This window comes from Streptomyces sp. NPDC001717, from assembly GCF_042892775.1.
Lineage (GTDB): Bacteria > Actinomycetota > Actinomycetes > Streptomycetales > Streptomycetaceae > Streptomyces.
Genome location: NZ_JBIAUK010000020.1, coordinates 23,976 through 43,408, shown reverse-complemented (window position 1 = coordinate 43,408; position 19,433 = coordinate 23,976). Strand labels below are relative to the sequence as shown.

Here is a 19,433-nt window from a genome sequence, read left to right as displayed (position 1 = left end):
GTGTCCAGTCCCAGCACTCTCCCCCACCCCGTGGACCAGTCCCGACCGCTGAGCAGGATCATCCTGTTCGGCATCCAGCACGTCCTCGTCATGGCGGCGACCCCCGTCTCGGCGATCTTCCTGATGAGCGCCACCCTCCATCTCGACCCCGGCCTCACCGTGAACCTGCTCTCGGCGGCCTTCGTGCTCTCCGGGGTCGGCTCCCTGATCCAGTCCCTGGGACCCTGGAAGTTCGGGCCCCGGCTGCCGTTCGTCATGCTGCCCGGCGGAGCACCGCTGATCCTGTTCCTGGCCATCGCCGAACAGCACGGCGTACGCACCGCCACCGGCGCGGTGATCATCAGCGCCGCCTTCTACTTCGTCGTACTGCCCGTCTTCTCACGCCTGTTGAAGTTCTTCCCCACCCTCGTCATCGGCACGATGATCGTGATCGTCGGGGTCAACCTGGTGAAGGTCGGCGCGCTGCTCGTCACCGGACGCCCGGGCACCCCCGGCTTCGCGAACACCACGAACCTCGCACTCGGCATGGCCACGATCGGCTTCACCGTCGCCCTGTACTGGCTGTTCGACGGCATCGTGCGGCAACTCGCCGTGATGCTCGGCTTGATCGCCGGGGCCGCACTGGCCTTCGCACTCGGCCGGTTCGACTTCGGTGGAGTCGCCGACGGCGGGATCCTGAGCGCACCGCATCTCATGCCCTTCGGCTCGCCCGAGTTCAACCTCGTCGCCGCGCTGCCGCTGATGCTGTACGGCCTGGCCTCCATGGCGGAGGCCACCGGTCAGACCGTGATCAACGCCGAGACGGTCGGCAAGGAGATCGACACGCGGACGGTCGTCCCCCGGACCATCCGGGGCGACGCGCTCGTCTCCCTCTTCGGCGGATTCCTGGGACTCCCGCTGATGGTGACCAGCGGCGAGAACATCGGAATCGTCCGCGTCACGGGCGTGCGCAGCCGGTTCGTGACCGCGGCCGCGGGCGTCGTGCTCATCGCCATCGGCTTCCTCGCCCCCGTCATCCGCGCCATCAGCGTCATCCCCTCCGCCGTCGTCGGCGGCACCGCGATGGTGGTGTTCGCGGTGATCACGGTGCTCGGCGTCCAGATGCTGGGGAAGGCGGACCTGGAACGGCACTCCAACGGGTTCATCTGCGCCGTCGCCCTCGCACTGGGCCTGCTGCCCATCCTCGTCCCCGGCGTCTACGCGGGCCTGCCGTCCGGTGCGCGGATCCTCCTCGAAAGCGGCGTCGCCGTCGGCGCCTTCACCGCCGCCATCCTCAACGTCCTCTTCAACCACGTACGGCCCCGGCTCGTCCGTGGGCGAGCCGGCGACCCCCTCACCGCCCTCGTCGACGCGGGCGAGACCCGCGCCGTACCCCACGCGTGACCCGTACCGAAAGAGCGAGATGACCGACCTGACGCAGTACGACGCGCACCCGGACGCGGGCCCGGGCCCGGAGGGCCTGCGCCCCGACCACCTCACCGGCGAGGACCGACTCCTGCTCCCCGCCGTCGTGATGACCCCCGACGGACCGAAGGAGCAGTACGCGGTCGTCGTGGCCGACGGCTCCTTCCTCGCGGTCGGACCGGCACCGCGGCTGGAACGCGACCACCCCCACCTCACCCCCCTCAGACTGCCCGGACACGTGCTCATGCCGGGATTCGTCGACGCGCACCACCACCTGACGCAGAGCTTCGGCTCCGCACTCGCCTTCGGCGAGCCCTCCGAGATCTTCCGCCGGGTGTGGGTCCCGCTGGAGGGCGCCCTGGACGAGGAATCCGCCTACGTGGCCGCCAAACTGGCGGCGCTCGAATCGCTGCGGGGAGGGTTCACCACCGTCGCGGACGCCGGCACCCGGGCCTGCGTGGACGTCGACGTGGTGGCCTCGGCCACCCGCGACGCCGGAATCCGCTGCGTGCTGGGACTCGTCTGCCACGACACCGAGGACGCCGGCGATCCCTCGGGCCCCACCCGTACGGCCGATGTCCTGACCCGCGCCGAGAAGCACCTCGCCCGCTACGAGGGGGAGGAACTGGTCCACCCGTCGCTCGCGGTCGCCGTCCCGGAGGCCGCGACGGCGCACACGCTGCGGGCCACCGCCCGGCTCGCCGCCGAAGCGGGCGCCGTCGTCCAGATCCACGTCAACGAGCACCTCGCCGGCGTGGAGCGCTCCCTCGTCCGGCACGGCCTGCGGCCCCTGGAGTACCTGAGGGAAGTCGGCGCCCTGGGACCGCAGTTGCTGGCGGCGCACGCCACCCTGGTCACCCCCGCCGAGCTGACCCTGCTCGCCGACACGGGCGCCGCGGTGAGCTACAACCCCGTCGCCAGTGCCTGGAAGGGCAACGCCGTGGCGCCCGCGACCACCATGGCCGAACGCGGGATCCGCTTCGGACTGGGCACGGACGGCACCCGGGGCGACGGTTTCCGCCTGGTGGAGGCCGCGGAGTTCGCCCAGCGCCTCACCTACGGCCTGGCCACCGGGGACTCCTCCTGCGGCGCCGGCTGGACCTGGCTCGAACACGCCGGTCCGGGCGGAGCGGACGCGGTGGGCCTCGGAGCGCTCACCGGCCGGATCGCGGTGGGGGCGGCGGCGGACTTCCTGCTCGTCGACGCGAGCGGCCCGGAGATGCGCCCCTCCTGGGACCTGCCCTGGGAACTGGTGCGGCGCGGCAACCGCGACCAGATCACCGCCGTGGTCGTCGCCGGACGGCTGCGCATGTTCCGGGGCCGCCCCGTCGACTGGGACGGCGCGGCACTGGTACGGCGGGCCGCCGAGCTGGCCGGGGAGGTGGTCGGACGGGCCGGGGTCGAACGCGTGCACCGCACGTCCACGGACGCACGGGAGAGGAGCGCCGCGCGGTGAGCGCCACGACCCTGGCGGTCCTCGCCCTGGTGGTGGCCGCCGCCGCGTTCGTCCAGGGGACCAGCGGCCTCGGCTTCGCGCTGGTCGTGGCCCCGGTCGCCGGACTGCTCGCACCCGCCCTGCTCCCGGTGTTCGTCCTCGCGTCGATGATCCCGCTGAACGTGTACGTGGCCTGGCGCGAGCGGCACTCCCTGGACCTGAGGGGTGCAGGCTGGATCACGGCGGCCCGGCTCGCGGCGACCCCGGGCGGACTCGTACTGCTCTGGGCGGTGCCGGAGCAGCGCCTCGGCCTGGTCGTCGGCGTGGCGACCGTGCTGGCGGCGGTGGTGAGCCTGGCCGCACCCGCCTTCGTGCCCGGCCGCGCCGCCTACCTCGGCGCGGGGCTCGTCACGGGGCTCACCGAGACCGCGACCGGGGTGGGCGGCCCGCCGCTGGCGCTCGTCTACCAGCACCGGCCGCCGGCGGAGCTGCGGTCCACGGTCGCGGTGTGCTTCCTCGTCGGCGAGGTCGTCTCCCTCGCCCTGCTGCTCGCGACGGGTCAGGGCAGCCCGGCGCAACTGGGCTGGGCCGCGCTGCTGCTGCCCGCCCTGGCCGTCGGGGCGTGGCTGAGCAGGCTGGCGCACCACCGTGTCGACGCCGCGAAGATGCGACCGCTCGTCCTCGCCTTCGCCCTCGTCTCCGGGGCGGTGCTCATTCTGGCGCCGTGACCCGCAGGGACGAGGCCCGCGCGATGACGCGGGGCTCGGGCGCCGACACCGCCGCCGCGGGAGCCGCCCCGGCGGCGGTGGCCTCCGTACCGGCGCCGGCCTCGTCCCGCAGGCGGGCGAGGAGCAGTTCCACCGCCTCGGAGGCCGCCCGGTCCAGTTGGAGGTCGACCGCGGTGAGCGGCGGCTCGCAGGTGCGGGCCCGCGGGCCGTCGTACCGGGTGACCACCATGACGTCCTCGGGGACCCGCCGGCCGCTGTCCCGGATCGCGCGGACGGCGCCGACCGCGAAGGCGTCCACGAGTGCGCAGACGGCGTCGGTCTCGGGATGCTCGGCCAGCAGGGCCGCGCAGCGCTCGTACCCGGCTTCCTCCCCGCCCTCCTCCGGAGCGGTGGCCACGACCGGGGTCCAACCCTGCTCGGCGGCGGCCCGTTCGTACGCGGCGCGGGCATCGACGGCGGAGTGGCGGGTGCCGGCGCCGATGATCAGGGCCGGGTGGCGGGCGCCCTGGGCGCGCAGGTGCTCCAGGAGCAGCTCCGCGACCAGGCCGCCGCGCAGGTCCACGTACGGGGCGTCCGTGATCGAGGGCATCTCGCGGCCCAGAGCCACGTACGGCAGGCCCCGCTCGCGCAACTGCGCCACGGCCGCGTCGTCCTCACCGGGCTCGACGACGATCGCGCCGTCGATGTCGAGGGAGTGCAGCGCCGATCCGGACTGGACGGGAGGCACCAGGACGAGCGCGTACCCGTGGAGCAGGGCGCGCTCGGCCGCCGCCGCGGCGACTTCCATGTAGAAGCCGAGCCGGGAGGGGCCGCCGGCCACCGCGAAGGGCATCGAGGAGGCCAGCGCGATGGCCTTGGCCTGCCCCTGGCGAAGCCGCTGCGCGCGCAGGTTCGGCCGGTACCCGAGCTCGGCGGCCACCTGCTTGATGCGTTCGCGGGTCCGGGGGTCGACCTTGCCCAGCCCGTTGAGGGCGTGGGACACGGTCGTCCGCGACACCGAGGCGGCCAGGGCGACATCGGCGATCGTCGGCGGCCGCCTGCGGGAACCGGATCCGGATCCGGGGCTGGACATCGGCAGGACGCTCCTCGATCGGTCGACGGCTCTTGCGCCGATTGGCGGTTGACGGGTGACGGTGGCGGTTGACGGGTGTCGGGTGACGCTGCCATCTTCGCCGACTCGGCCCCCGTCCGCCGGCCCCGTCCGCCTCACCCGCCCCCGGGGCCCGTGCTCGGAGGAACCGGCGGCGCGCAGCGGTACGACGGCGTTCCCCACTCGCTCCGCACGAAGACCGGTTCGTCGTCACGCACGGGCGAAGAGGTCCTGCCGTGCCTCGTCCAGGACGAAGCCGTTGTCGAGCCGCACCCGTACCGTCACACCGAGTCCCCGCGCCTGGTGTGCGGTCCACTCGGCCTCCAACGAGGCCAGGTTCTCCTCGAGTTGCCGCTTGCTCGCCGGGGGCATCTGGTGGCCGAAGTCGTCCATGAGCGACTTGAGGCGCACGTACTCGCGGACCTCGGGGCCCTGCTGCTCCGGCCGGTCGCCGTAGACCCGCTCGACGGTTCCGCCGGTGCCCGCGGCGAGGGACAGGGAGCCGGCGACGGGACCCGTCCGCGTCGGGTCGTCCCCGGCCGCCGTGACCGATCCGGTCAGCACGACCTCCGCCGCCAGCTCCACCCGCTGGCCTTCCTTGAGTGTCATCGCCCCATTATCCGAGGGCCGCGACGGCGGCGACCATCCGGTCCCAGAAGCCGTCGACGTCCAGGCGCACGGCGACGCGGGCGTTGACGGGACGGTCCACGTAACGGTGGGGGTCCACCACGGTGGCACCACGCGTGTACCGGCCGTGCAACTCCACGACCACATTGGCGTCCACGACGTCCACGAGGGCGGGATCGATGACGCGGGCCACCGCGACCGGGTCGTGCAGCGGCGGGTGCGGGAACCCCCACAGCGTGCGGTACGTGGACCCGAAGAAGGTCAGCAGCTCGGCGCAGACGTGCCCGAGGGGAGTGCCGAGCCCTTCGAAGCGGGCCACCACCTCGGGCGTGGCCAGCGCCTGGTGCGTCACGTTCAGACCGCACATCGTGACGGGCACGCCGCTGCGGAAGACGATGTCCGCGGCCTCCGGATCCGTGAGGACGTTGAACTCGGCCGCGGGCGTGCGGTTGCCGCGCTCCGTCGAGCCGCCCATCAGGACGATCTCGCGGATGAGGGCGGCGTCCTGCGGATAGCGGGTGAGCAGGAGCGCGATATTGGTCAGCGGGGCGGTGGGGACGAGGGTGACGGGCTCGGGATGTCCGTTCAACGTCCGGTGGATGAGCTCCACGGCGTGCTCCGGGACGACGTCCACGGTGGGTTCCGGGAACCTCGGCCCGTCCAGGCCGGACGCCCCGTGCACGTCGGCGGCGACGCCGAGGGGCTGGACGAGCGGACGGTCGCAGCCGGCGGCGATGGGGACCCCGGTGATCCCGGCGACCGTGAAGACGCGCCGCGCGTTGAGGGTGGTCTTCTCCAGCGTCTGATTGCCCGCGACCGTGGTGACGGCCAGCAGGTCGACCCCCGGGTCGCCGGCCGCCAGCATGATCGCGAGGGCGTCGTCGTGTCCGGGATCGCAGTCGATGATGATCGGAACGGGCACGCTGCTGCTCCATCCGTTCGGCTCGTGGCCCCTCCAGTCTGCCGCCGCGCCGGTCCGGTGAACCGCAGGCGCCCGGAGAACGGCTCGATCCGGTCGTATGGTCGGAAGATGGTACGCAAACGCGTGATCGTGTCGGGGACCGTGCAGGGAGTGTTCTTCCGGGACACCTGTCGCAGCCAGGCGCTGGCCCACGGGGTGTCCGGGTGGGTGCGGAACCTGCCCGACGGGGACGTGGAGGCGCTGTTCGAGGGGGACGAGGCGACGGTCGCGGCCATGGTGCAATGGGCACGCACGGGGCCGCCGGCGGCGGTGGTCCGCGCGGTCGAGGTCCACGAGGCCCCGCCGACCCCTCCCGGACCCACGGGCTTCGAGGTACGCCCCACACCACGTACCGGCACGGCCTGACCCGGCCGTAGACGTCCCCCCTCCTCCCCCTCGGCGGCGCGCGGACCGACAGGGGGAATGCATGGCCGCCGACCGGGTAGGCGCGGGGTATGTCCGGTCACGGCCACCTCATCGACAGCACGCTCTCCCTGCTCGCCCACGGCTACGCGTGGGCGCCGGACCTGCGCCGGGCCCACGGCGGGGCGCCGCTGGTGCACACCCGGCTGATGGGGCGGCACGCAGTGCTCCTGCACGGCCCCGATGCCGTCGACCTCTTCTACGACAAGAGCCGGATCCGGCGGCACGACGCCCTGCCCGCGCAAGTGGTGGACACCCTCTTCGGCAGGGGAGCGGTGCACACCCTGGACGGAGCCCGGCATCGGGAGCGCAAGGAGATGCTGGTCTCGCTGCTCATGGCACCGGAGGGAATCGCCGGCCTCACCGCCCGGGTCGAGCGCGGCTGGCACGAGGCCCTCGCGGGCTGGGAGGACCGCAGCGTGGTGCTCTTCGACGAGGTGGCCGCCCTGCTCGCGGGGGCGACGTGCGACTGGGCGGGCCTGCCGGTCCCGGACGACGCGGCCCGAGAGATCGCCGAGGACTGCGTGGCCATGGTGGACGGCTTCGCCACAGCGGGCCCCCGCCACGCCCGGGCCCGCCGCGCCCGGCAGCGCCAGGAACAGGGGCTGATGGCCGCCGTCGACCGCATGCGCGCGGAGAAGGAGAACCGCCACCCGGAGACGGTGGCGGAGACCGTCGCCCTGCACCGGGAGTCGGACGGCACCCTGCTCGATCCCCGCACGGCGGCCGTGGAGCTCCTCAACATCATCCGCCCGACCGTCGCCGTGACCTGGTACGTCACCTTCGCCGCACACGCGCTCCACCGCCACCCCGGCCGCCGTGACCACCTGCGCACGGACGGCCCCGGCTACGCGCTCGCCTTCGCGCAGGAGGTACGCCGCTTCTACCCCTTCGTGCCCTTCATCGGCGGTGTGGCCGCCGAGGACCTCTCCTACGCCGGTGAGCAGATCCCGGCCGGCACCCTCGTCCTCCTCGACGTGTACGGACAGCACCACGACCCCGAGCTGTGGGAACGGCCGTACCACTTCGACCCCGCGCGGTTCCTGGGCCACGAACCCCGCCGCGGCGAACTCGTCCCACAGGGCGGTGGTGACGCCCGGACCGGCCATCGGTGCCCCGGTGAGGACATCACCCTCGCCCTGCTCGGCACGCTCGCGCCGGCGCTGGCCCGCCTGGACCTCGCCGTACCGCAGCAGGACCTGTCCATTCCGCTGAGCCGGATCCCCACCCGGCCCCGCAGCGGATTCGTCATGGGCGTGGAATCCCGGTCGGACCGTCACCGGGGGCGGCAGATGGTCGGCGGCGGTCGCCGCTGACCGAGGTCAGCCCGATGTGGAGCGGGAGCCCGCGGCGGCGGGCGACTCGTCGAGCGTGAAGAGGCCGCCGTCCGGATCGCACACCGTCACGCGCTCACCCCCGGCCCACCCGGCGGCGTCCGGGACGATGGTGCCGCCGTTCTCGACGACCGCCCGCTGCGCCTCCTTCAGGTCCGGGACCTTGAAGTGGACCAGCCAGCGGGGCCGCAGCAGCGGCTTGTCGGCGGACGCCTCGACCGGGCCGCTGTTCAGACGGGTGACCACCTGGCCCGAGCGCCGCAGGACCACTTGGTCCTCCTCGTACGAGACCTCGCAGCAGTCGGCGTGCTCGTTCTCCTCGTCGCCCTCGTCCCCTTCCTCGTGCGCGACCCACTCCAGGATCTCGCCGTAGAAGACGGCCGCGTCGAACGCGTTGCGGGTGTGCAGCTCCACCCATGCGGGTGCCCCGCCCTCACCCACGCGCCACTCGGACAGCGCCTCGCCCTCCCAGACCCCGAAGGCCGCGCCCTCGGGGTCGGTGGCGAGGGCCGCCCTGCCGCGCGGCGGATAGGACACGGGCCCCACCCCGACCGTGCCCCCGCGTTCGCGGATCCCGGCCACGGCCGCGTCGGCGTCGTTGACCGCGAAGTACACCGTCCAGGCCACGGGCGCGGCCAGCTCCCCGGCCATCGCCCCGATGCCCGCCACGGCCACACCGTCCCGCTCTGCCACCGAGGACGCCCGCCCGAAGACACCTCGGCGGAAGGTCCAGCCCAGGACGGCGCCGTAGAAGCGCTCCGCAGCCTGAAGGTCGCGTGCCATCAGGCTCAGCCAGCACGGCGCACCCGGCACATCCGCTGCCACCAGCACCATGGCAGCCTCCTCTCGTCCCGCTCGTACCGCGCTTCCGGAATTGCTCTTGGTCGTATTGTGACCGTACATGCGGTTCGGTGGGTTACGAGTGGATTGTCCGGGGCGTGCCCGGGGGACGTCACCCCCCGCAGCCGCCGGTCCTCCGGGCCCAGGCCTCCGCGAACATCTCGTGCAGCGGCGCGGTCGGCAGCACGCGGTCGAACGGGGCCTCGATCGGGTCCCGCGACGTCCGGCCCACCAGGTGGCTCTCCAGCTTCACCGTCTCCAACGGCAGGTGCGGCGCCTTCAGCTCGGTCCACTCGCCGGGCAGGAACAGGCTCCGGCCCGCCCGTGCCCGCTTGGCCTCCAGCACCGCGCCGGTGGCCAGCAGCTCCGCCCGGACCTCGGCGTGCCGCTTGGCCGACCAGCCGTTCCAGCGGCGTACGTTCCGGTCGGTCGGTGCCGCCAGGGTCGCCAGCTGGAGGTACAGCGCCGCCGCGTCCGTCCCCGTGCCGAGACCTGCCGCCACCCGGGCGACCAGCTCCGGGCAGGACTGCCGCGGATCCGCCTCGTACGCGCCGGCCGGCACCGCCCCCGAAGCGGCCCGGAGCATCATCCGCTCCAGTGCGCCGCCGGGCAGCAGCGGCGCCACCCGGTCCAGGGCCCGCGCGAGGCCGGTGATCCCGCGCAGCCGCCGCCACTCCTCGGGCCCGGCGACCGCCGAGGGCCGCAGGACGGCGACACCTCCCGGCGCGCACACCACCAGCGGGCCGGAGTCGTACGCCGTCATCGGAGTCGGATCGTCCTCCTTGCGGCGGTCCATGGCCACGGGCAGGCGCTCGGGCCCGAACTGTTCGGAGATCGGTGTGGAGGAGTCGGCGACCAGCCCGCCGGGCAGGTCCAGGAGCAGTTCCGGACGCGCCAGCTCGGCCCGGAGCCGCTCGTACAGCGCCGGCGCGCCGGCCACCGCGGGATCTCCGACGGGCCGGTCCGTCCACGCCCACACGAGCGCACTCGCGATCCGCCCGAGCTGTACCCCCACCGGAGTGCCGTACCGCGGCACGGGTCCGGCCGGGGGTACGGCCCTGACCTCCACCCCGGTGCCGTACCAGGTCGCCGCCAGCTCCCAGCCCACCGCCGGCACCGTCGCGTCCTCGGCCGCGTCGTAGCCGCCCGCCAGCCGCCGCGCCCACACCTCCGACAGGCCCAGAGCGGTCTCCAGGGCGTCGGCCGCCTCGTCGTGCACGCCCGGGAGAGTCCCCAGCAGGTCCCGCCACACCCCGGCCATGCGTTCCGCGGCCGCCGTGACACCGCCCGGCCGCCACAGCTCCGTCGGGTCCTCGGGCAGGGCCGCGGCCAGCAGGGCGCGCCGGCCGGCGGCTCCGAGTCGGGCGCGCAGCTTCTCGTACGACTCCGCCGTCATCGGGGTCGCCTTGTACGGGGCCTTGCACGCCAGGGAGCGGGCCTCGTCCCGACCGGGCCGCCCGATCAGACCGGCCACCACGAGCCGCGCCACGGCCCTTCGTACGCCGGTCAGTTCGGCGAAGCGCTCGGCCGCGGACTCCGGCACCGGCACCGGCCCGTGCTCCTCGACCGCCGCGACCAGGGCCAGGAGCCGGGCGCTGTCGTCCCGTTCCACGCGCACCAGCCGGGCCTGCAGGGCAGCGGCCGGCACCGGATCGCCGTCGCGGTCCTCGGCGGCGGGGGCCACGAACCACTCCCGCGAACCCCCCTCCCGTACCGCGGCGGACGCCACGGCGGTCCCGCCGGCCCGCAGCGCGTCCAGGACCGCGGAGTCGTCGGTGAGCCCCACCCACCAGGCGCTGCCCGCACGGGCGAACGGCTGGTCGGCCCAGGTGGTCAGGAGCGCCAGCAGCGCCGCCCGTTCGGCATCCGGGGTCGGTGCCACGGCCGCCCGCCAGGCCGCGGCGTCGATCGAGCCGAGCAGCTGCGACCAGTCCTGCGGCGGCGCGGGCGGCGAGAGCCGCCGCACCTCCTCCGGCACGGCACCCGCCAGAGCCGCGCCGTCGACGGCCAGCGCGACCAGCGTCGCGGGCAGGGGCACCTCAAGGGCCCGCCGCCACGGATCGCGCTCCCCGTCCGGGAGCAGCCCGAACAGCGCGGGGATCAGCTCGGTGTCCGGAGCCGACCGGCGCGGCAGGGCGGGCGGGGCCTCGGACAGCAGCTCGACGCGCCGGTGCAGGGCCCGCCGACGCTCCTCCACCCGAGCGGCCCGCTCGGCCACCGCCACCACGGCCTCGACCAGGACCGGGTCGGTGACCTGCGGCAACTCCCGTGCCACGGTGGCGCGAAGGGCCGCCGTGCCGCCGGAGGCCGCCGCGTCGTCGAGGGCGGCCGTCAGCAAGACGTCCGCGGTCTCCCGCCGCACGGTCCGCAGCGCCCGCGATCCGGCCGTGTCCCGCGTCCGCAGCAGGTACCAGAAGGCCGGCGGCAGGGCCACGCCGCCCGAGGCGGTGACCCGTCGGACCGGCCTCACCCGCGGGTGGCGGGGCGAGTGGTGACCGTCCAGTTCCCACAGCAGGACGCCGTCGGCGGTGTAGGCGCGCACGCCGGTACGGGTCTGCGCCTCGGCGAGGACCACGTCCTCCACGGCGCCCTCCGGCGGGGACCACAGCCCCCAGGGCTCCTGTCCCGGCCGGTCGATGTCGAAGCGGGCGGTGCGCCCGTCGACGCTCTCCACCAGGTAGTGGTTGGGTGCCGGGTCGCGGTGCCCGGTGCGGAACAGCACCCGGGTCCCGACCAGGCCGTCCCGGCTGCCCAGCGGGGAGCCGTCCAGCCCGGCGGGCAGCGGAGCCAGTTGCAGGGCGTCCCTGGCCAGGGCCATGCCGGCCTCGGACGGTTCCGCGGCCGGATCGGCGTTCGCGGCGCGGCCGGGGAAGTCCGGCAGCGGCGTCGGGCCCCGCCGCTCGCCGGTGACCCGGTCCACCTGCTCCCACGGCCCGCCGAAGACCTGGCCGGTCCAGATCCGCGCGCCGTCGCCGAGCTGCAGCTCTCGACCGTCGATGCCCTGGGTGCCGCCCGGCCTCAACACCCGCCCGCCGTCGTGCCGACCGCCACCGTCGGCGGACTCGAACTGGAAGCCGTACGCCCCGTCCAGGCTGCCGCCGAACGGCACCAGACCGCTCTGCTCGTCCGGGGTGAAGGGCTCGTCCGGACGGTCGGCCCAGACGGCGGTGTCGCAGGACCAGGGGCTCGCCCCGAGGCTCCAACTCACCAGGAAGGAGCCACCGACGTAGTGGACGGCGTACATGGTCGCCCCCTCGGGCACCGTGAACCGGCAGGAGCCGCGGACCCCGTCGGGGGCGACGGCGACCGCCCGGTCCCGCCCGAACACCGTCAGCACGGGCCAGGTGGAGGTCACCCCGGCCACGCCCGGAAGACCCCGGTCCGCCTTCCCGAGCCCGGTGTCGACGTCGGTGCCGGTGCCGTCGGTGCCGGCACCTGCGTCCGAGTCCGAGTCCGCGTCCGCCGCGAACTCCGCGTACACCGACTCCATTGCGGGCCAAGCCAGTTCCTCCGGCAGACCCGCCGCGAGCGAGCGCCGCAGCGCGCCCGCCGCGCAGGCTTCGGCGAGGGCGTCGGTGATCCCGCCGAGCGCCGACACCGTCGGCCGGTCCAGCAGGGTCTCCAGTTCGGCCACGGCCTCCTCGGCCCCGGCCATGCCGCCACCCGCGACGGTGTCGACGAGCCTGCCGACCCGCCCGGCCACCTCGTTCGCGACGCCCTCGTTGCCCGGCAGCAGCGTCACCGCCGAACCGGCCCGTCGCCCGAAGGCGGCGGGCCGGTTCGGGAGCAGACCCGCGTGCACGGTTCCTTCCAGCCGGGGGCCGAACACCGGGTCGGCGGCCAGCGCGGCCAGGTCCCGCCGGGAGCGTTCCTCCCAGAAACGCATGCCGACCTCGGGGCCCGGGTCGACGACCGGGACCCCGGCCGCCAGACAGGCGTCCAGGACGTCCGCGTCGAAGCCCTGCCAGTGGTGGCGTGTGACGTGCACCGTCACCGGGGCGCCCGCCGCCTTCAGCCGGGGTCCCAACCGGCCGATGAGGTCGAGGAATTCCTCCGGCAGCGGCCGGCGCGCGACCCCACCGCCGGGCTGGACCGCGTACTGGTACATCCGCACGAACTCCCCGACCCACTGGTGCAGCCCGCCCTCCGGCACCACCCGGCCCGACTCCATGGCCCGCGTCGCGCCGCAGCCGATGAGCATGCGCAGCCACGCCCCGCCGTCGACCGCCCCGTCCGGGAAGACCTCCACCAGCCCGGCCGCCACCGCCTCCGCGGGCGGATGGGCCGTCAGGACCGGTCCCGCCGCGATCAACAGCGCGTCCGGCACCGACTTCTTCCGGGTGACCGACAGGATCGTGCCCACCAGCCGGGCGACTTCCTCGTCCCCGTGCCCGGCCGCCTTGGCGGAGGCCCGCACCCGGCGCACCAGGTCCGCCGGCAGATCCGCGGACGAGCCCGCCCACGCGGTCAGGAACGCGTCCAGCGCCGTGTGCGCCGCGGCCGGTTCCAACGTCTCGCCGAGGAACCGCTGATGGGCCCCGAACTCCTTGGCCGGCATCGCCCCGCCCTTGGCGAACAGCAGCCCGTTGGCCTGCCGGTAGCCGGGATCCACGGGAAGCCCGTGTTCGGCCTCCGCCGCCCGGGCCGCCGCGTAGGCGCGCCCGCCCGGCCGGCTCCCGTAACCGATCAGCCGGTGGCCCACGGTGTCCCAGAACCACGGCAGATGGGCCGGCGGAAGCCGCCTGGCCCGCACGGCCATCGCGTCCACGAACCCGCCGGGCTTGGTCCACAGCCGCCCCAGTTCGGCGTGCATGTCGTCGACCAGCTCGCGTGCGACCCGCTCGGCGCCCGGATCGTGCGCGGCGACCCAATCGGCGTACGTCGTCGAGGTGTGCGGACCGGCGGTGGGCAACAGGGCGGCGAGTGGAGCGATCATGCTGTGGATCGTCGCACGCCCCTCCGACAGTGCCCCGCCCGGTCCGGGTGCGGCAGGATGTGCGGGTGGGGACGACGAGCGAACTGGTGGCCCGGGCGGCCGCCCTGGCCGCCAGGGGTGGCCGGGGCAGCCGGTGCGTCCTCGGCATCGCCGGGCCGCCGGGCGCCGGGAAGTCGACGCTGGCCGCCCGGCTCGCCGAGGCACTCGGACCGGACACGGCCGTGGTGGTCCCGATGGACGGGTTCCACCTCGCCCAGGCCGAACTGGCCCGGCTCGGACGGGCGGACCGCAAGGGCGCACCGGACACCTTCGATGCCGCCGGATACGTGGCCCTGCTGCGCCGGCTGCGCGGATCGGACGGGGCCACGGTCTACGCGCCCGCCTTCGACCGCTCCATCGAGGAGCCGATCGCGGGCAGCGTCCCCGTCGGTCCGGACGTACCGCTGGTGATCACCGAGGGCAACTACCTGCTGCACGACGCGGGGGAGTGGGCCGAGGTCCGGCCGCTGCTCGACGAGGCCTGGTACCTCGAACCGCAGGAGGACCTGCGCGTCCGGCGCCTGGTCGACCGGCACGTGCGCCACGGCAAGGACCCGGAGTACGCGCGCGCCTGGGTGGCCCGCTCGGACGAGCCGAACGCCCGGCTCGTCGCCCGGGGCCGCCACCGCGCCGACCTCGTCGTCGACCACGGCTGATCCACCGACCTTCACCACCCCTTCACCGAAACCCACTTGGCGGGATCCGGCTCCCGGCGGGCCGGGACGGTCACCGGCGCGATCGCCCGAACCCACTGGTCGGCACCGGCATCCGCGTGCCCGCCCGCCGGGACGGGCTCGGGCGGTCCCTCAAAGCCTGTCCGAAAACGTTTGAAACACGTACCAAACCTCGCGCCGGACAAGATCACCGCTTTGAGGTAATGCAGACGGCTCTTCAAGGTCATCCGGCCGTGCCTCCCGCTAATGTTCCCAGCGGATCTGGACGGATTCCCAGATATTCACCCCCATTTTTCCTCTTTAACCGGTGATGTGCCATGTGCCGATCGCCGCCCTTGAGAAGGAGAGCTCGTCCGATGACCGTTGACGCCAGCCCGGAAGCGCAGCTGGACCAACCCCCGCAGTCCAGCCTGAGCACGGCTGCCGCCCGCAACCTTGCCACCACGACCAAGTCCGCCCCGCAGATGCAGGAGATCACCTCCCGCTGGCTGCTGAAGATGCTCCCGTGGGTGGAAACCAAGGGCGGCGCCTACCGGGTCAACCGCCGGCTCAGCTACACCGTCGGCGATGGGCGCATCGACTTCGTCCAGGACGGCGCGAACGTCCGCGTGATCCCCCGGGAACTCGGCGAACTCGCCCTGCTGCGCGGCTTCGACGACGTGGACGTGCTGACCGAGCTCGCCGGCCGGTGCGTCCAGCGCGAGTTCCGGGCCGGTGAGGTGCTCGTCCAACGCGGCGCCCCCGCCGAGCACATCCACCTGATCGCCCACGGCCGGATCAGCCAGACCACCATCGGCAAGTACGGCGACGAGGTGTCCGTCGCCGTCCTCGCCGACGGCGACCGGTTCGGTGAGAACGCCCTGCTGGACGGCGACGCCGGCTGGGACTACACGGCCACCGCCGAGACCCCCGGCACCCTGCTCACGCTCTCCCGCGCCGACTTCGCCTCCGTGCTGTCCGCGGCGCCGAGCCTCCGGAGCCACATCCACCAGTTCAGCTCGCTGCCCCAGCAGCGGCAGAACAAGCACGGCGAGGCCGAGATCGCCATGTCGGCCGGCCACACGGGCGAGGCCGAACTGCCCGGCGCCTTCGTCGACTACGAGCTGAAGCCCCGCGAGTACGAGCTCTCCATCGCGCAGACCGTCCTGCGGGTCCACACCAGGGTCGCCGACCTCTACAACGGCCCGATGAACCAGACCGAGGAGCAGCTCCGGCTGACCATCGAGGCCCTGCGGGAGCGGCAGGAGCACGAACTCGTCAACAACAGGGAGTTCGGCCTGCTCCACAACGCCGACTTCAAGCAGCGGATCCAGACCCACTCCGGCCCGCCCACCCCCGACGACCTCGACGAGCTGCTCTGCCGCCGCCGCGGCACCAAGCTCTTCCTGGCCCACCCCAAGACGATCGCGGCGATCGGGCGCGAGCTCAACGCCCGCGGTCTCTACCCGGACCACGTCGACGTCGGCGGCCAGTCGGTACCGGCCTGGCGCGGGGTCCCGATCCTGCCCTGCAACAAGATCCCGATCAGCAGGGAGAACACCAGCTCGATCATCGCCATGCGAACCGGCGAGGACAACCAGGGCGTCATCGGTCTGCGCCAGACCGGTCTGCCGGAGGAGTACGAGCCGGGTCTGTCGGTGCGGTTCATGGGCATCAACGAGCAGGCGATCATCTCGTACCTGGTCACCACCTACTACTCCGCCGCGATCCTGGTGCCCGACGCGCTCGGCGTGCTGGAGAACGTACAGATCGCCCGCAGGCGCGACTGACTCCGAAACGGTCCGACGGTCCCGACGGCCGTCGACACGGCCACGGCGGCCCGGGACCTCCCGGGCCCGCCGCCGAGCACGCCCGGGATCCGGGACAGCCCTTTCACTTCACCGAGGAGCCACGGATGCCCGATCCCGGGCCTTCCCCCCTGCAGTCGAGCCTGCCCGCCGCCGCGGCCCGCTTCGGGGCCCACGTCCTGGCCGAGGCCCTGGCCCACGGCCGGGGCGAGGCGGAGACCGCAGGCGCCCACGCCCCTGCCTCCGCAGCCCTGCCGTCCCCGCCGACCCTGCCCTTCGGCCGAGCCCCCGGCGCGGAGGCGGTACCCGGCGACGCCCCCGTCCCCGACGGGGGGCCGACCCCGGCCATGGAACGCATCCTGCGCGGCCCCAGTGGCCTCGGAACGGCGGCGCTGAGCCTGGCCCGGCGCGCGGAGTCGGCGGCGCCGCAAGCCCTCGACGCACCGGAGCCGCACCAGCCGCCGGAGCCGGCGGTCGGCCGGCCCATCCCGGGCCTCTACCACCACCCGGTGCCCGAGCCCGACCCGCTCCGGGTGGAGGAGGTCAGCCGCAGGATCAAGGCCTGGGCGCTGGACGAGGTCGAGCTGTACCCCGAGGACTGGGAGGACCAGTTCGACGGCTTCTCGGTCGGGCGCTACATGGTCGCCTGCCACCCGGACGCCCCGAGCATCGAGCACCTGATGATCGCCACCCGGCTGATGGTCGCCGAGAACGCGGTCGACGACTGCTACTGCGAGGACCACGGGGGCTCGCCCATCGGCCTCGGCGGACGCCTCCTGCTGGCCCACACCGCCCTCGACCACCTGCACACGACGAAGGAGTACCACCCGCAGTGGGAGGAGTCGCTCCACGCGGACGCCCCGCGGCGCGCCTACCGCTCGGCCATGGAGTACTTCGTCCGGCAGTCCACCCCGTCGCAGGCCGACCGGTACCGGCACGACATGGCCCGACTGCACATGGGGTACCTCGCCGAGGCCGCCTGGGCCCAGACGGACCACGTGCCCGAGGTGTGGGAGTACCTGGCGATGCGCCAGTTCAACAACTTCCGCCCCTGCCCCACCATCACGGACACCGTCGGCGGCTACGAACTGCCGGCGGACCTGCACGCCCAGCCCGCCATGCAGCGGGTCCTGGCGCTCGCCGGGAACGCCACGACGATCGTGAACGACCTGTACTCCTACACCAAGGAACTCGCCTCTCCCGGCAAGCACTTGAACCTGCCGGTGGTGATCGCCGAGCGTGAGGACCTCTCCGACCGGGAGGCCTACCTGAAGGCGGTCGAGGTCCACAACGACCTCATGCACGACTTCGAATCCGAAGCTGCCGCCCTGGCCGCCGCCTGCCCCGCCCCCAGCGTGCTGCGCTTCCTGCGGGGAGTGGCCGTGTGGGTCGACGGCAACCACTACTGGCACCAGACGAACACCTACCGATACAGCCTGCCCGACTTCTGGTAAGGATGGGACCTTTTCATGACCAGCACTGATCTCTCCGCCTTCATCCCCGCCCCGGCGACGGCCTACCAGGGGGACATCGCCCGTTATTGGAACAACGAGGCCCGACCCGTCAATCTGCGCCTGGGCGACGTGGACGGCCTTTACCACCACCACTACGGAATCGGTGACGTCGACCACGCCGCCCTCGGTGACACGGCGGACAGCGAATACGAGAAGAAGCTGATCGCCGAGCTGCACCGGCTGGAGTCGGCCCAGGCCGAAGTGCTCTTGGACCACCTCGGCCCCATCGGCCGTGACGACACCCTCGTGGACGCCGGCTGCGGCCGCGGCGGTTCGATGGTCATGGCCCACCAGCGCTTCGGATGCAAGGTCGAGGGCGTCACCCTGTCGGCGAAGCAGGCGGACTTCGCCAACAACCGCGCCCGTGAACTCGGCATCGAGGACTCCGTCCGCGCCCGCGTCTGCAACATGCTGAACACGCCCTTCGAGACCGGCCAGGCCGCGGGCTCGTGGAACAACGAGTCGAGCATGTACGTCGACCTCCACGACCTCTTCGCCGAGCACTCCCGGGTCCTCGCGGTCGGCGGCCGCTACGTGACCATCACCGGCTGCTGGAACCCGCGCTACGGCCAGCCCTCGAAGTGGGTCTCCCAGATCAACGCGCACTTCGAGTGCAACATCCACTCCCGCCGCGAGTACCTGCGGGCCATGGCCGACAACCGCCTCGTACCGCAGGCCGTCATCGACCTCACCCCGGAAACCCTGCCCTACTGGGAGCTCCGGGCCACGTCCTCCCTGGTCACCGGCATCGAGGAGGCCTTCATCAACTCCTACAAGGACGGCTCCTTCCAGTACGTCCTGATCGCGGCCGACCGGGTCTGATCCCGGGCACCGTCGGGGGCCGGGCCCGTCAGCGGACGGACCCGGCCCCCTTGATCATGTGCGGAGGGCGCCGGCTAGGATGCGGATCATGTCGCAGCCGGTGAAACTCGTCATCCTCATCACGACCCTTCCGGGTCGGGGCCCCGAACAGATCGCCGCGTTCGAGCGCCTCGCCCCACTCGTGCGGGCCGAAGAGGGATGCCTGCAGTACGACATGCACCAGGTCGCCGGCGAGCCCGAGCGCTTCGTGCTCATCGAGCGCTGGGCCTCGCAGGAGGCGCTGGCCGCGCACGACGTCACCCCGCACATGATCGAAGCCGACGCCGCGAGCCCGGCGTTCCGCGCGGGCCCCGCCGAGGTCATCGCGTTGGCCGCGGCCCCGCTGGCCTGAGATCCGCTAGCCCTTCCTGCGGCCGGTCCGTTTCGCCAGGGTGGTGCGGCTCCAGCGGCACAGCAGTCCGAGCAGGCAGGCCGCGGTGGGCACCCACAGGACGGCGAAGGTCACGATCCCGGCCGGCGAGGTAGAGGTCGCGGCCCTGAGGAACGCCGCCACGGAGGCCATCGAGAGCAGGCACGCGCACAGCACGAGCCCGTCGCTCAGCGAACCCGTCCATGGCCTGATGCCGCGGCGCAGCGTGCGGAGTCTGCGGTCGAGGACCGGATCGGTTCGAAGCCGGGCCTCCATGTCTTCGAGGATCATCCGCTCCTGCCGGGAGAGCTCGGGGCCGTCCATGGCCACCTCCCGAGACTCGGTGCCTGCCTGCTCTGCGAGTACCCCATTGTGAACCGCTTACACGTGTCATCGGCAACCCGGGCGCG

At 73.5% G+C, this 19,433-nt stretch carries 15 protein-coding genes and 1 pseudogene; 10 read left to right on the top strand and 6 right to left on the bottom strand.

Translation table 11 applies throughout. From position 1 onward, the window contains the following. From ACFYZL_RS27020 to ACFYZL_RS27010, 3 genes are read left to right on the top strand one after another with little or no spacing between them, the layout of a single operon-like run. Nucleotides 1-1,383 carry a uracil-xanthine permease family protein gene (locus tag ACFYZL_RS27020; protein WP_384749329.1) on the top strand — a complete coding sequence of 461 codons (1,383 nt, stop codon included), beginning with the start codon at nt 1-3 and terminating at the stop codon, nt 1,381-1,383. Between the two features lie 19 nt (nt 1,384-1,402). Further along, nucleotides 1,403-2,860: an amidohydrolase family protein gene (locus tag ACFYZL_RS27015; RefSeq protein WP_388682499.1), complete on the top strand. Its 1,458-nt coding sequence runs from the start codon at nt 1,403-1,405 to the stop codon at nt 2,858-2,860. Further along, nucleotides 2,857-3,567 carry a sulfite exporter TauE/SafE family protein gene (locus ACFYZL_RS27010; protein ID WP_384749336.1) on the top strand — a complete coding sequence of 237 codons (711 nt, stop codon included), beginning with the start codon at nt 2,857-2,859 and terminating at the stop codon, nt 3,565-3,567. Before ACFYZL_RS27015 ends, ACFYZL_RS27010 begins: the two co-directional genes overlap by 4 nt. Here the strand turns inward: ACFYZL_RS27010 and ACFYZL_RS27005 are convergent. The 3 genes from ACFYZL_RS27005 to ACFYZL_RS26995 form a co-directional block, all read right to left on the bottom strand. Beyond that, complete coding sequence (locus ACFYZL_RS27005) at nt 3,551-4,639, bottom strand: LacI family DNA-binding transcriptional regulator (RefSeq protein WP_384749339.1); 1,089 nt, start codon at nt 4,637-4,639, stop codon at nt 3,551-3,553. The two genes, ACFYZL_RS27010 and ACFYZL_RS27005, sit on opposite strands and share 17 nt — an antisense overlap. 228 nt (nt 4,640-4,867) lie before the next feature. Next, complete coding sequence (locus tag ACFYZL_RS27000; protein ID WP_388682495.1) at nt 4,868-5,266, bottom strand: hypothetical protein; 399 nt, start codon at nt 5,264-5,266, stop codon at nt 4,868-4,870. 7 nt (nt 5,267-5,273) lie between these two features. After that, a complete protein-coding gene (locus tag ACFYZL_RS26995; protein ID WP_384749345.1) occupies nt 5,274-6,206 on the bottom strand; it encodes a nucleoside hydrolase in 933 nt (310 codons plus the stop codon). 108 nt (nt 6,207-6,314) lie between these two features. Between ACFYZL_RS26995 and ACFYZL_RS26990 the strand changes: the two genes are divergently transcribed. After that, on the top strand, nt 6,315-6,611 hold the full coding sequence (locus tag ACFYZL_RS26990; RefSeq protein WP_384749347.1) for an acylphosphatase: 297 nt from the start codon (nt 6,315-6,317) through the stop codon (nt 6,609-6,611). 89 nt (nt 6,612-6,700) lie between these two features. After that, nucleotides 6,701-7,984 (top strand): cytochrome P450, encoded by a 1,284-nt coding sequence (locus tag ACFYZL_RS26985; RefSeq protein ID WP_388682492.1) that lies wholly within the window; start codon nt 6,701-6,703, stop codon nt 7,982-7,984. 6 nt (nt 7,985-7,990) lie between these two features. Here the strand turns inward: ACFYZL_RS26985 and ACFYZL_RS26980 are convergent, their stop codons facing one another. After that, the gene (locus tag ACFYZL_RS26980) at nt 7,991-8,836 is read right to left on the bottom strand and encodes a VOC family protein (RefSeq protein ID WP_384749361.1); all 846 of its coding nucleotides are present in this window, start codon (nt 8,834-8,836) and stop codon (nt 7,991-7,993) included. A gap of 118 nt (nt 8,837-8,954) precedes the next feature. Continuing rightward, nucleotides 8,955-13,778, bottom strand: coding sequence for a hypothetical protein (locus tag ACFYZL_RS26975; protein ID WP_388682488.1), 4,824 nt, complete (start codon nt 13,776-13,778; stop codon nt 8,955-8,957). Between the two features lie 65 nt (nt 13,779-13,843). On the opposite strand from ACFYZL_RS26975, the gene ACFYZL_RS26970 reads away from it, so the two are divergent. The 5 genes and pseudogenes from ACFYZL_RS26970 (at nt 13,844) to ACFYZL_RS26950 (ending at nt 19,005) form a co-directional block, all read left to right on the top strand. Further along, nucleotides 13,844-14,473, top strand: coding sequence for a nucleoside/nucleotide kinase family protein (locus ACFYZL_RS26970; protein ID WP_388682486.1), 630 nt, complete (start codon nt 13,844-13,846; stop codon nt 14,471-14,473). Nucleotides 14,474-14,847: 374 nt separating this feature from the next. Then, nucleotides 14,848-16,260 carry a family 2B encapsulin nanocompartment shell protein gene (locus tag ACFYZL_RS26965; protein ID WP_388682483.1) on the top strand — a complete coding sequence of 471 codons (1,413 nt, stop codon included), beginning with the start codon at nt 14,848-14,850 and terminating at the stop codon, nt 16,258-16,260. Between the two features lie 269 nt (nt 16,261-16,529). Beyond that, nucleotides 16,530-17,732: pseudogene (locus ACFYZL_RS26960) on the top strand (family 2 encapsulin nanocompartment cargo protein terpene cyclase); the annotation flags it as partial. A gap of 15 nt (nt 17,733-17,747) precedes the next feature. Beyond that, nucleotides 17,748-18,614 carry a geranyl diphosphate 2-C-methyltransferase gene (locus ACFYZL_RS26955; protein WP_384749372.1) on the top strand — a complete coding sequence of 289 codons (867 nt, stop codon included), beginning with the start codon at nt 17,748-17,750 and terminating at the stop codon, nt 18,612-18,614. An 88-nt stretch (nt 18,615-18,702) separates the two neighbouring features. Then, nucleotides 18,703-19,005, top strand: coding sequence for a putative quinol monooxygenase (locus ACFYZL_RS26950; protein ID WP_388682480.1), 303 nt, complete (start codon nt 18,703-18,705; stop codon nt 19,003-19,005). A 6-nt stretch (nt 19,006-19,011) separates the two neighbouring features. On the opposite strand, the gene ACFYZL_RS26945 is transcribed toward ACFYZL_RS26950, so the two are convergent. Continuing rightward, nucleotides 19,012-19,347: a DUF3040 domain-containing protein gene (locus ACFYZL_RS26945; protein WP_384749377.1), complete on the bottom strand. Its 336-nt coding sequence runs from the start codon at nt 19,345-19,347 to the stop codon at nt 19,012-19,014. Between the last annotated feature and the right edge of the window lie 86 nt (nt 19,348-19,433).

Bases quoted from the DNA above. Each gene is read 5' to 3' on its own strand.
- ACFYZL_RS27015 (WP_388682499.1), top strand. From the start codon at position 1,403: ATGACCGACCTGACGCAGTACGACGCGCACCCGGACGCGGGCCCGGGC.
- ACFYZL_RS27005 (WP_384749339.1), bottom strand. From the start codon at position 4,639: ATGTCCAGCCCCGGATCCGGATCCGGTTCCCGCAGGCGGCCGCCGACG.
- ACFYZL_RS27000 (WP_388682495.1), bottom strand. From the start codon at position 5,266: ATGACACTCAAGGAAGGCCAGCGGGTGGAGCTGGCGGCGGAGGTCGTG.
- ACFYZL_RS26990 (WP_384749347.1), top strand. From the start codon at position 6,315: ATGGTACGCAAACGCGTGATCGTGTCGGGGACCGTGCAGGGAGTGTTC.
- ACFYZL_RS26985 (WP_388682492.1), top strand. From the start codon at position 6,701: ATGTCCGGTCACGGCCACCTCATCGACAGCACGCTCTCCCTGCTCGCC.
- ACFYZL_RS26980 (WP_384749361.1), bottom strand. From the start codon at position 8,836: ATGGTGCTGGTGGCAGCGGATGTGCCGGGTGCGCCGTGCTGGCTGAGC.
- ACFYZL_RS26975 (WP_388682488.1), bottom strand. From the start codon at position 13,778: ATGATCGCTCCACTCGCCGCCCTGTTGCCCACCGCCGGTCCGCACACC.
- ACFYZL_RS26965 (WP_388682483.1), top strand. From the start codon at position 14,848: ATGACCGTTGACGCCAGCCCGGAAGCGCAGCTGGACCAACCCCCGCAG.
- ACFYZL_RS26955 (WP_384749372.1), top strand. From the start codon at position 17,748: ATGACCAGCACTGATCTCTCCGCCTTCATCCCCGCCCCGGCGACGGCC.
- ACFYZL_RS26950 (WP_388682480.1), top strand. From the start codon at position 18,703: ATGTCGCAGCCGGTGAAACTCGTCATCCTCATCACGACCCTTCCGGGT.
- ACFYZL_RS26945 (WP_384749377.1), bottom strand. From the start codon at position 19,347: ATGGACGGCCCCGAGCTCTCCCGGCAGGAGCGGATGATCCTCGAAGAC.